Source organism: Mangrovicella endophytica, from assembly GCF_002893625.1.
Lineage (GTDB): Bacteria > Pseudomonadota > Alphaproteobacteria > Rhizobiales > Rhizobiaceae > Mangrovicella > Mangrovicella endophytica.
This window is the reverse complement of sequence record NZ_PKMZ01000002.1, coordinates 691,586-702,259: the sequence shown is the minus strand read 5'-3', so window position 1 is coordinate 702,259 and position 10,674 is coordinate 691,586. Positions and strand designations below refer to the sequence as shown.

At 65.8% G+C, this 10,674-nt stretch carries 8 protein-coding genes, 3 tRNA genes and 1 pseudogene; 6 read left to right on the top strand and 6 right to left on the bottom strand.

Translation table 11 applies throughout. From position 1 onward, the window contains the following. From C0R46_RS08940 to C0R46_RS08930, 3 genes and pseudogenes are all read right to left on the bottom strand, one after another. Window positions 1–82, bottom strand: a pseudogene (locus C0R46_RS08940) (GTP-binding protein); the annotation flags it as partial. A 431-nt stretch (window positions 83–513) separates the two neighbouring features. After that, window positions 514–587 (bottom strand) — tRNA-Gly (locus tag C0R46_RS08935). Between the two features lie 23 nt (window positions 588–610). Next, window positions 611–695, bottom strand: a tRNA-Tyr gene (locus tag C0R46_RS08930). A 185-nt stretch (window positions 696–880) separates the two neighbouring features. On the opposite strand from C0R46_RS08930, the gene C0R46_RS08925 reads away from it, so the two are divergent. Beyond that, window positions 881–1,756 carry a TrmH family RNA methyltransferase gene (locus tag C0R46_RS08925; RefSeq protein WP_102959213.1) on the top strand — a complete coding sequence of 292 codons (876 nt, stop codon included), beginning with the start codon at window positions 881–883 and terminating at the stop codon, window positions 1,754–1,756. Between the two features lie 134 nt (window positions 1,757–1,890). On the opposite strand, the gene C0R46_RS08920 is transcribed toward C0R46_RS08925, so the two are convergent. Then, window positions 1,891–3,588: a putative bifunctional diguanylate cyclase/phosphodiesterase gene (locus C0R46_RS08920; RefSeq protein ID WP_102959212.1), complete on the bottom strand. Its 1,698-nt coding sequence runs from the start codon at window positions 3,586–3,588 to the stop codon at window positions 1,891–1,893. 188 nt (window positions 3,589–3,776) lie between these two features. Beyond that, entirely contained in the window at window positions 3,777–4,514 is a 738-nt protein-coding gene (locus C0R46_RS08915) for an HAD family hydrolase (protein WP_102959211.1), read from the bottom strand. A 305-nt stretch (window positions 4,515–4,819) separates the two neighbouring features. Between C0R46_RS08915 and C0R46_RS08910 the strand changes: the two genes are divergently transcribed. The 3 genes from C0R46_RS08910 (at window position 4,820) to C0R46_RS08900 (ending at window position 7,297) form a co-directional block, all read left to right on the top strand. Next, the gene (locus tag C0R46_RS08910) at window positions 4,820–5,404 is read left to right on the top strand and encodes a nitroreductase family protein (RefSeq protein WP_102959210.1); all 585 of its coding nucleotides are present in this window, start codon (window positions 4,820–4,822) and stop codon (window positions 5,402–5,404) included. Continuing rightward, the gene (locus C0R46_RS08905; RefSeq protein WP_102959209.1) at window positions 5,404–6,024 is read left to right on the top strand and encodes a flavin reductase family protein; all 621 of its coding nucleotides are present in this window, start codon (window positions 5,404–5,406) and stop codon (window positions 6,022–6,024) included. Before C0R46_RS08910 ends, C0R46_RS08905 begins: the two co-directional genes overlap by 1 nt. 127 nt (window positions 6,025–6,151) lie before the next feature. Further along, a complete protein-coding gene (locus C0R46_RS08900; RefSeq protein ID WP_102959208.1) occupies window positions 6,152–7,297 on the top strand; it encodes a DUF2336 domain-containing protein in 1,146 nt (381 codons plus the stop codon). Window positions 7,298–7,357: 60 nt separating this feature from the next. On the opposite strand, the gene C0R46_RS08895 is transcribed toward C0R46_RS08900, so the two are convergent. Further along, window positions 7,358–8,131, bottom strand: a complete 774-nt coding sequence (locus tag C0R46_RS08895; protein WP_102959289.1) for an NAD kinase — start codon at window positions 8,129–8,131, stop codon at window positions 7,358–7,360. A 451-nt stretch (window positions 8,132–8,582) separates the two neighbouring features. On the opposite strand from C0R46_RS08895, the gene C0R46_RS08890 reads away from it, so the two are divergent. After that, window positions 8,583–8,657: transfer RNA gene (locus C0R46_RS08890), tRNA-Thr, on the top strand. A gap of 213 nt (window positions 8,658–8,870) precedes the next feature. Beyond that, window positions 8,871–10,589 carry a methyl-accepting chemotaxis protein gene (locus tag C0R46_RS08885; RefSeq protein WP_102959207.1) on the top strand — a complete coding sequence of 573 codons (1,719 nt, stop codon included), beginning with the start codon at window positions 8,871–8,873 and terminating at the stop codon, window positions 10,587–10,589. The last annotated feature ends 85 nt before the right edge of the window (window positions 10,590–10,674 follow it).

Sequence of the window (10,674 nt, the reverse complement as noted above, 5' to 3'; positions counted from 1 at the left end):
GCGACGTCTTCCCATGGTCAACGTGACCAATCGTTCCAATGTTGACGTGCGGCTTCGTCCGCTCGAATTTACCCTTGGCCATGCTTCACCCTTTGAAGGAGCGGTGTTGGTTCGGGCGCGACATAGCGATTGCGCCTGCCAAACACAAGCGTGAGGACGCGTGGGAGGCTATCGCACCCGGCCATCGCATTTGCTCGCCCCGGCGCGAAGCATCGCCCCGGCACCCTCGCGCTCTTGCAAGAGGGCATCATAGCGAGCGTCAACCAGCGGATACCAATCTGCAAAAGAGCTGCGGCAATGCGAACAGGAAGACAGACCGCCTCAAAGGCGTGTGCTGCGGCGACGAACCCCAGATCCGCCAGAAGCTGCGCCACGTCCGGGCTGGCTCTTCCATTCGGATCGGGATGGGCCTCAGCGCGAACGAAGCTGCGTGAGTGACACGCCAGTGAAACTGGAGTGACACGGCAGCGATATGCCGCACGACAAAACTGCAATTCTGGCAAACAGATAAGCTGGAGCGGGTAGCGGGAATCGAACCCGCGTATTCAGCTTGGAAGGCTGCTGCTCTACCATTGAGCTATACCCGCATCATCGAGTGCAGATCCGGCAGTGGTGGAGGGAGTTGGATTTGAACCAACGTAGGCATAGCCAACGGATTTACAGTCCGTCCCCTTTAACCACTCGGGCATCCCTCCGGTCCTGCCGTCGGCACTCGAGCGCGCATGGCTTCATGCGGCAGACCGCGCCGCTTGAGGCGGTGCAGCCATGGGCCGGCTTATGGCGGCAGCGGCCTGATCTGTCAACGCCCGCCGGAGAACGAGCGAGCGGCTCCCGCAGCATGCCGTTGAGCACCGGCGTGGCAGCGTCTAAGGAAAGCGGCATGAACGACGAGACGCCCCACGGCACCCCGAAAGACAGCCACTATGCGCGCCTGCGGCGGGCCCATCGAGATCGGTCCCGCCCAGGCGATCAGCCGACCGGCGCTAGCCGCGGTCACGCGGGGAAAGCGGGCAGCGGCAAGCAGGCGCGCCAGCCCGGCGAGGTGCCGGCGGGACTCGTGCGCCTCTATGGCTTGCACACCGTGGCGGCGGCGCTCGCCAATCCGCAGCGTCGGCTGCGCCGGCTGCTCGTCACCCGCAACGCCTTGAACCGCCTGGAGCTCGATGCAGAGGCGCCGCGCATTGCGCCCGAAATGGTGGAGCCGCGGCAGCTCGACCAGCTCCTCGGCGATGATGCCGTGCATCAGGGCGTGATGCTGGAAGCTGATCCCCTGCCCGTCCGCACGCTGCGCGACCTCGATGATTCGCCGCTGCTGCTGGTGCTCGATCAGGTCACCGACCCGCACAATGTCGGCGCGATCCTGCGCTCCGCCACGGCCTTCGGCGCCGGCGCGGTGATCACCACCGCCCGCCACTCGCCGCAGGAATCCGGCGTCCTCGCCAAATCCGCGTCAGGCGCGCTGGAGCACGTGCCTTACGTGCAGATCGGCAACCTCGCCGAGGCACTCGGGCAGCTCGACGCCCTTGGCTACCGCACCATCGGGCTCGATTCGGAAGGGCCGGAGCAGCTGGAAGCGACATTCTCCGGCTCGCGCATCGCGCTGGTTCTGGGGTCGGAGGGCAAGGGCCTTCGGCAGAAGACGCGGGAGACCGTCGCCGCTCTGGCCCGGCTGGAGATGCCGGGCGCGATCCGCTCCCTCAACGTCTCCAACGCCGCGGCTGTCGCGCTCTATGCGGCGCGGCGCCATCTCGGCTGATACGGCGCTACTTACCCTGATCGGTCTGGGTCGCCGTGTGCGGCAACGACCTTCGAAGCGTCAAGGACGCCCGAAGCGTGGCCTGCATCGGCTGGCGCATCGGCAGCACCCTCGCCGCTGACCACGCTGATGGCTCAGGCGTAGCGGAGAACCTCGACCGACGGCTCCGTACGTCCGGATGAGGTTGGGGTCATCGGCTGCGGGCGACCGATCAGATAGCCCTGCAGATCCTGGCAGCCATGCTCCACCAGCACGCGTCGCTGCTCTTCCGTCTCGACACCCTCGGCGGTCGTCGCGAGATCGAAGCCCTTGCAGAGGGACACGACGGCGCGGATCACCGCGACCGACCGGCGCGTGTCGTCGATCGCACGCACGAAACTCTGGTCGATCTTGATTCGGGTCAGCGGCAGGTTCTGTACGAGGCTGAGCGACGAAAAGCCCGTGCCGAAGTCGTCGAGGGCGATCAGGACACCGATGCTGCGAAGCTGCTTCAGGGTCTTGGAGGCAAGTTCGATACTGTCCAGCACCGCCGTTTCGGTGATCTCCAGCTCCAGCCGATCGGCAGGCAAACCGGAGGAGGCGAGCGCCTCCCGTACGGTGCCGACGAAATTGGTATCGCGCAGCTGCGTCGCCGACACGTTGACGGCGACGGTCGCCTCGTTCGGCCACGACTTGGCTTGCCGGCACGCCTCCCGCAGCACCCAGGCGCCGATCTCCACCATCAGGTCGAGATCCTCGGCCATGGGGATGAACTCGCCCGGCGATATCATCTTGCCGCTGGCGGGATCCGCCCACCGCAGCAATGCCTCATAAGCGACGATCTCACCGCTCTGCGCGCTGGCGACAGGCTGATAGTGGAGCTGGAATTCCTTGCTCAGGATCGCCTGGCGAAGCTTCAATTCAAGGATTCGGCGGCTGACGGCGCGCTCGTTCAGTATGGAATCGTAGCGGCTGTGGCAGCCGCGGCCCCGCTCCTTGGCATCGTAGAGCGCGAGGTCAGCGTTGCGCAGTAGGTCGGCCGTCGTCGTACCGTCCACGGGCGCCCGCGCGATACCGACGCTGGCGCCGATGACGGCCGAAACGTCACCGATCCCGAACGGCTCGCTGAGGCTGTCGATGATGCTATCGGCCATGCGGTTGACCGAGTCCTCCCCGACCGACCCCATCTGAAGCACCGCGAACTCGTCCCCGCCGAGGCGCGCGACGAAGTCGCCGGGACCGACGAGCTTGCGCAGGCGCCCTGCCACTTGCTGCAGCAGAAGGTCGCCGATGGCATGGCCGTAGAAGTCGTTGACCGGCTTGAAGCGGTCGAGGTCAATGTAGTGGAGCGCGCCGGTCGCCCCATACCAGAGCTGCGGCAGGGCTTCTTCGAGCTCGGCGGCGAAGGCGGCGCGATTTGGCAGACCGGTCAGCGGATCGTGGTTGGCCAGATGCAGGAGCCGGTGTTCGGCGTCACGCTGCTCGGTCAGATCGCGTGTGATCTTGGCGAAGCCGACAAGAGCGCCATGCTCGTCCCGAACAGGATCGAGCATCACGCTCGCCCAGAATGCCGTGCCGTTCTTGCGGTATCGCCAGCCTTCCGTCGTCAAATGGCCGTCAGCCAAGGCGATCTTCAGGTTCTTGTGCGGAACGCCCGCACGCCTGTCGGCATCCGAATAGAAGATCTCGAAGTTGCGGCCGACCACTTCCTCGGCCAGATAACCCTTGGCGCGTGCCGCGCCCTCGTTCCAGTTCAGGATCACGCCGACGGGGTCGAGCAGATAGATGGCATAGTCCCGGACGCCCTGAACGAGCAGCCTGTACATCAGGTCTGAGGACTGGGCTTCGGGCATCGTAGCTCTCCTTCGGACCCTGGTTTAGAGGATCCGGGTTGAAGGAACGTTGCATCTGTCCAGTCGATATTCACGATCGGCCGGCTGCGGCGAATTGCCCTGCTGCGGCCAGGCTGCGGCTGTCCTTGCTCATGCAACAATGAATCAACGACGGACGCCGCCGGGCGCCTGTCAGCATGTCTCAAGCCTCAAGCCGTAACTGTGCTCCGCCCTCGAAGGCCGAGTTCGTCGGCTAGGCCCGCGAGGTCCATCACGATCACATCGGCGTGTCCGTCGAGGGCGGCCGCGGCGGCCGGCGTCCGGGCAATGCCGATGGCGCGCGCGCCGGCACGCCGTGCTGTCTCGATATCATGGGCGGAGTCGCCGATCATGACGACCTCGGCGGCCTCGGCGCCGATGGCCTTCGCGAAGGCTTCCACCATGCCCGGCAAGGGCTTGGCGCCGAAACCTGAATCATAACCGCAGATGAAGTCGAAGCGATCCGCGACGCCCATGGCCTCCAGATGTGCCTTTGCCGCGACCTCGGAATCGTTGGTGGCAAGCCCGATCTTCAGCCCGGCAGCGACTAAGGCATCGATACCGGTGGAGACATCGGCATAGCCCTTCAGGGAGCGCAGGCTCTCGGCGCGGTAGAGCCCGTCGACACGAGCGATGAAGCCGGCATCATAGGTCAGCCCAAGCATCTCCGCCCAGGTCGGCACAAAGGAGCCGGGGTCGCCGGCGATGATCGGCGATGTTGGGTCGAAGCCGAGCGTCTCCCGCCGAAAGCCGCAGGCATCGGCAAGCGCATCGATGCGCGTCTCGTCGCCATCGGCGAGCGCTGCCAGAACTGCGGCCGTCGCGGGTCCCCAGGTGGCATCGAAGTCGAGCAGCGTGCCGTCCTTGTCGAAGAGGACTCCCTTCAGCGGCAGCGTCGAGGCGTTCATGAGGGCCTGTCCGTGGAGAGCCCTGAAGAGTGTGGAGCCATGGTAGCGACGCGGCCGCCGGGGCCGGAAAGTTCAGGCATATCAGGCATCTCAACATGGCAGTTGACTCGATACTAGCGCGAGTGAACGCCTGCACCAAGATGGACGTGCCGGCCTCACCGTGCACCCGACGCTGCTGCCTGACCAGAGCAGCGGTCACGGCAACCTCGTCCGTATTGGAGACGCAGATGCCGCTTAGGCCGCCGCTCTGCTGGACATGCCGGGATCGGCACGATAGCTGCCACCATGCCAGAAGGACCTGCACGATGACCGACGCGACCGCGCTTCTCGCCACCCGGCGCTCCATCCCGATCCCGATGCTGAAGGCGCCAGCGCCCGAAGGCGCCGAGCTGGAAACCATCCTCACCATCGCTGCGCGCGTGCCCGACCATGGCAAGCTCGCCCCGTGGCGCTTCATTCTATATCGCGGCGAGGCCGCCGCGGGCGTCGGCGCTGCGCTCGAACGGCTCGTCGTGTCCCGCGATGGCGACACCGCGACCGAGACGCGGCGGTCGGTCGAGCGCGGCCGCTTCACCCGGGCGCCGCTCGTGATCGGCATCGTCTCCACCGCCCGCGAGCACGTGAAGATCCCGATGTGGGAGCAGGTTCTCTCGGGCGGTGCCGCCGCGATGAACCTCGTCAACGCCGTGCATGCGCATGGCTATGCCGCCAACTGGGTCACGGAGTGGGTCGCCTATGACGAGGACGCCAAGCAGATCCTCGGCATCGCTCCCGAGGAAAAGGTGATCGGCTTCGTGCATGTCGGCACGCCGGCCGAGCCGCCCAGCGAGCGCCCTCGCCCGGACCTCGCCTCGATCGTCACGGAAGCCACAGCGCCCGAGATCGCCTGATGTTCTATGAGACGCGCCGCAACGATCATGGCCTGCCGCACGATCCGTTCAAGGCGATCGTGGCGCCGCGGCCGATCGGCTGGATCTCGACACGCAGCCGCAGCGGTGCCGTCAACCTGGCGCCCTACAGCTTCTTCAACGCCATTGCCGATCACCCCAAACTGGTGATGTTTTCGTCGAGCGGCATGAAGGATACCGCCAGCTTCGCTATCGAGAGCGGCGAGTTCGTCGCCAATCTCGCGACCGGAGCGCTGGCCAGAGCTGTGGTTCGCAGCTCCGCACCGGCGCCTCGCGGCACTAGCGAGTTCTCGATCGCCGGTCTGACGGAGGCACCGTGCCGCCTCGTCGCGGCGCCGCGCGTCGGCGAAGCGCCTGCCGCGCTGGAATGCAAGGTGACGGAGTGGTTTCAGCCGAAGGGTGCGGACGGTCGAGCGTCCGAGAACGTCATGGTCATCGGTGAGGTCGTCGGCATCCACATCGACGAATCGATCCTGACGAACGGGATGATCGACATGGGGCTGGCAGCGCCGCTCTCCCGGCTCGGCTACCTCGACTACGCCGTCACGGAGGCGGTGTTCCAGCTCGACCGGCCGCGGCGGGCGGATGGCGGTGACATCTGAGCGCTTTCATGCTGTCAGGGAGGAACTTTCCGCTTTCCCAACGAACATGGTGAACCAAACGTAAACCATTGGCCGTCAGTATCGGCACCGAAGAGGTCTCGGGACGTGCGCAAGGGAGCGTGCCGCAATGATGGTGCAACGGTTTCTGGCCTGGTGCGATACGGCCGGCGCGTCCGAACGGGCCGCTGGCGTGACGCTGCTCGCCGAAGCCTGGACCAGCGGCCAGATCGCCTCCGCCGATCGCGCGCTTGCCGAGTCCGTCCTGATCCTGTCGCTGGATGATCCGTCGCCAAAGGTGCGCAAGGCGCTGGCAGGCGCACTGGCGCATTCGGCAGAGGCGCCGCGCGCCTTGATCCTGGCGCTTCTGGCGGACACCACCGAGATCGCCGCTTACGTGGCGCGCTGCTCCCCTCTTCTGGAAGACGACGAACTGCTCGAACTCGCGACCGCCGGCGAGCCGCGCATGCAGGCAGCCGTTGCGGCACGCTCACATGTTGGTCGCAGCATCGCCGCAGCACTGGTCGAGCACGCCAGCCGCGACGCCTGCGCCATCCTGCTGCGCAACCGCGGTGCCGTCCTGACCCGAGCGACGTCTCGGCGTCTTGCCGAGCGCTTCGGTTCCGACCCGGAGATCCGCTCGCAGCTGGCGAGCCGCGACGATCTTCCCGCCGACGTGCGGCAAGCGCTGATCGTCGAGGTCTCGAACGCCCTCGCCGCTCATCCGCTGGTCCGGGCGACCCTCGGCGCCGGACGCGCTGAGCGCGTCGCCTTCGACTCCTGCGAACGGGCCACAGCGCAGCTCGCAGCTTCGATCGAGCACACGGAAACGGCTGCGCTCGTGGAGCATCTGCGGGCCAGCGGCCAGCTTTCGACGGCCTTCCTGCTGCGGGCGGTCTGCGCCGGCAACATCGACCTTTTCGCCGCCGCCTTGGCTGCGCTTGGACGCGTGTCGGAGCGTCGGCTCCAGTCCGTGCTGGTCGACGGACGCGAGGCCGCCTTCACGGCACTCGTCGCCAGTTGTGGGCTGCCGCGGTCGGCCGCGCCCCTCTTCCTCGCCGCCGTCCAGCTCTGGCGCGAGGTGGCGCGGGGCCGGTTGTCCATCGATCCGTCCGAGATGCCGCAGCGCGTCATGGAGCGCGTGGTGCGCAATGCCGGGCGCTCGGGCATTGCTGGTCAGGCCGAGTTCGACGGTGCCATGGCGCTGCTGCGCCGGCTGTCGGCCGAAGGTGCCCGCGATCTGGTGCGCGAGCGGGCCTGGCGTCTGGCCGCCTGATCTTGGCCGGCCGCCTCTTGCTGGTCAGGCCGGAGTGCCTGTCATCGCAATGGTCTGCCGTCAGTAGCGGAACTGCTCCGCCAGGATGCGTTCTTCCCAGGAATGATCCTTGTCGAACAGGATCACGGCGCAGACATCCGTCGCTTCGCGGATTGTCACCTTCTGTACCGATTTCACCTCGTCCGCATCGGCAACCGCGTTGACGGGCCGCTTGCCCGGCTCGAGCGTAGTGACTTCCACCACCTGATGGTTCGACAGCAGCGCGCCATGCCAGCGCCGTGGCCGGAAGGCGCTCACCGGCGTCAGGGCCAGCAGCGGCGCCCGCATCGGGATGATCGGCCCCTGCGCCGAAAGATTGTAGGCGGTCGAGCCGGTGGGCGTCGCCACCATGACGCCGTCACAGATCAGCTCTTCCAGCCGCACCTTGCCGTCGATCCGGATTTCCAGGCGTGCCGCCTGATAGGACTGACGGAAGATCGACACCTCGTTGATCGCGAGCGCCTCATGAACCGCGCCGGCGGCATCGACGGCCGACATCGCGAGCGGCCGGATCTCGGTCTCTACGGCCGCGGCAAGACGCTCCCGCAGCCCATCCTCACGATATTCGTTCATGAGGAAGCCGACGGTGCCCTTGTTCATTCCGTAGATGGGCTTGCTCGTGCCCATGAACCGATGCTGCACATGCAGCATGAAGCCGTCGCCACCGAGCGCGACAATGATCTCGGCATCCTCCGGCCGTTCATTGCCGTAGAGGGCGGCCAGCGCGCGGGCGGCGGTCTGCGCCTCCTCGGTCGGGCTGGCGAGGAACGAGATCGAATGCGGGTCTCGTGACATGTCGTCCATCGGGCCGTTGACGGTCCGGCATGCCGCTGTCCGTCGTCGCCGAGCCCGGAGCTACGGCAAACGCGACCAACAGGCGGCAGTACCATCTCCCGGCTAGCATGGCCGGACGCCAAGGTAAAACGCGGATCGGACTGGCGGCAACATGCGCGGCCCACGGCTCCGCAGCACGCTTCGCGGGAAACACGGCAGCTTGATCGCTACAGCCTGAGCGGAAAACGTCGTCGCCGATGAACTTTGTCCCTCGATAGCGTCGGCCACATACACGCGGCAGCTGTTGTAGGCAGAGGAAGCCCGGAGGCAGTTGTCCGGCAGCTTTCACCCGGGGCAGATGACGTCTCCACGTCATCCGGGCGCGGCAGCAGAGACATCGCACGCTGCTTCTGCGTTCCACCGCGAATTTGAGGCTGATTTCGAGCGCGCACCATGCTATCGGCAGCGGCGGGCCGGCGTAGCACAGCGGTAGTGCAGCGGTTTTGTAAACCGAAGGTCGGGAGTTCGATCCTCTCCGCCGGCACCACAATCCCTCGCCGATCCTTCCGCGATGATGGCAGCGGCTGGTCCGCTAGAGGCTTAAGCCCCTGTAAGCCGCATCTCCAGCACAGGCGACGATACGGCGTCGGACATGGCGTCAGTGCGCACGATGATGAGAAATTAACTGTCCATGCGGCAGGATCGCCTCAGATCCCTGCCGTGCAACCCGGCCTCGCTGCCCTTGGACGACGCTCGCCCCATGCTGAACTTCTTCGCTTCGAAGTCGAACCAGATCCTGAACGCGCTTGATCGCTCGACGGCCATCATCGAGTTCGACCTGGACGGCAACATCCTCAAAGCCAACAAGAACTTCTGCGATCTAATGGAATATTCGCTGCCCGAGATCGTGGGCAAGCATCACTCCATCTTCGTCGAACCCGAGCATGCCAAGACTCCGGAGTACCAGATCTTCTGGGCCAAGCTGCGCAGCGGTCACTTCGAATGCGACGAGTTCAAGCGGATCACCAAGTCCGGCCGGGAGGTCTTCATCCGCGGCAACTACAATCCGATCATGAACAGCAGCGGCGGCGTGATGAGGATCGTCAAGTTCGCCAACGACATCACCCAGACGAAGCTGAAGAGCATCGAGGCAGGCGCTAAGGTCGACGCGATCGGCCGTGCGCAGGCCGTCATCGAGTTCACCGTCGACGGGACCATCCTCTCGGCCAACGACAACTTCCTCAAGGCGATGGGCTACGAACTCAGCGAGATCGTCGGCAAGCATCACCGGATGTTCGTTCCCGCCGCGACTGCGGCATCGGCTGACTATGCGAGCTTCTGGCAGAAGCTGCGCGAGGGCCAGTTCATCGCCGACGAGTTCAAGCGCATCGGCAAGAACGGCCGGGAGGTCTTCATCCAGGCCTCCTACAACCCGGTTTTCGACTTCAACGGCAAGACCGTCAAGGTCGTCAAATACGCCACCGACGTCACGGCTCGCGTGCGGGCGGTCGAGACCCTAGGCCAGGCCCTCGACGCCCTTGCCCACGGCGATCTGACGAAGACGATCGAGAACTCCTTCAACGCCGCCCTCGATCCGATCCGCCGCAACTTCAACACGTCGGTGGAACATCTGCAGAGCGCGATGCAGACGGTCAGCAACAACGCCGCCGCAATCCAGCTTGGCGCCGATCAGATCCGCCACGCCTCGGACGATCTCGCACGGCGGACCGAGCAGCAGGCGGCTGCCATCGAGGAGACCTCGACGGCACTCGCCAAGATGACGGAAAGCGTGCGGGCCTCCAGCAAGCGCGCCGACGAGGCGGGCGAGCTCGTTGCCCGTGCCAAGAAGGAAGCCGAGCAGTCGGGGGCCATCGTCACCCGCGCGGTCGATGCCATGGGCAAGATCGAATCGTCGTCGGGGCGCATCGGCAATATCATCGGCGTCATCGACGAAATCGCCTTCCAGACCAATCTTCTGGCTCTCAACGCCGGCGTCGAGGCGGCACGGGCGGGTGAGGCTGGCCGCGGCTTTGCCGTCGTCGCCTCGGAGGTCCGCAACCTGGCGCAGCGTTCGGCCGAGGCCGCCAAGGAGATCAAGGACCTGATCTCGACGTCGCGCCACCAGGTGGAGGAAGGTGTCGAGCTCGTTGATCAGGCGGGCCAGGCGCTGCAGGGTATCGTCGCGAAGGTCGCCGAAATCGACAGCAACGTCACGGCGATCGTCAGCTCGGCACGCATGCAGGCCTCGGGCCTCGGCGAGATCAACACGGCCGTCGGGACGCTCGACAAGGCGACGCAGCAGAATGCGGCAATGGTGGAGGAATCGACCGCCGCCTGCAACCAGCTCTCCGCCGAGGTCAGCTCGCTGAACGATTTGATCGGCGAGTTCCAGCTCGAGTCGGCAAACCGCTCTCGCGGCGCCGGCCGCACGGCGTCTCCGGTGCATGAGCTGACGGCTCGGGTGGCCAACGCCTTCTAAGGCGGCAGCCGCGGCCGCGGCCCGTGACGCGCCTATGCTGATCGCCGTCCCATCCGCATCTTCGCGCAAATCGCCTTGAATTCGT

Coding starts and splice junctions, on each gene's coding strand:
- C0R46_RS08920 (WP_102959212.1), bottom strand. CDS start 3,588: ATGCCCGAAGCCCAGTCCTCAGACCTGATGTACAGGCTGCTCGTTCAG.
- C0R46_RS08905 (WP_102959209.1), top strand. CDS start 5,404: ATGTTCTATGAGACGCGCCGCAACGATCATGGCCTGCCGCACGATCCG.
- C0R46_RS08900 (WP_102959208.1), top strand. CDS start 6,152: ATGATGGTGCAACGGTTTCTGGCCTGGTGCGATACGGCCGGCGCGTCC.
- C0R46_RS08885 (WP_102959207.1), top strand. CDS start 8,871: ATGCTGAACTTCTTCGCTTCGAAGTCGAACCAGATCCTGAACGCGCTT.
- C0R46_RS08910 (WP_102959210.1), top strand. CDS start 4,820: ATGACCGACGCGACCGCGCTTCTCGCCACCCGGCGCTCCATCCCGATC.
- C0R46_RS08895 (WP_102959289.1), bottom strand. CDS start 8,131: ATGTCACGAGACCCGCATTCGATCTCGTTCCTCGCCAGCCCGACCGAG.
- C0R46_RS08925 (WP_102959213.1), top strand. CDS start 881: ATGAACGACGAGACGCCCCACGGCACCCCGAAAGACAGCCACTATGCG.
- C0R46_RS08915 (WP_102959211.1), bottom strand. CDS start 4,514: ATGAACGCCTCGACGCTGCCGCTGAAGGGAGTCCTCTTCGACAAGGAC.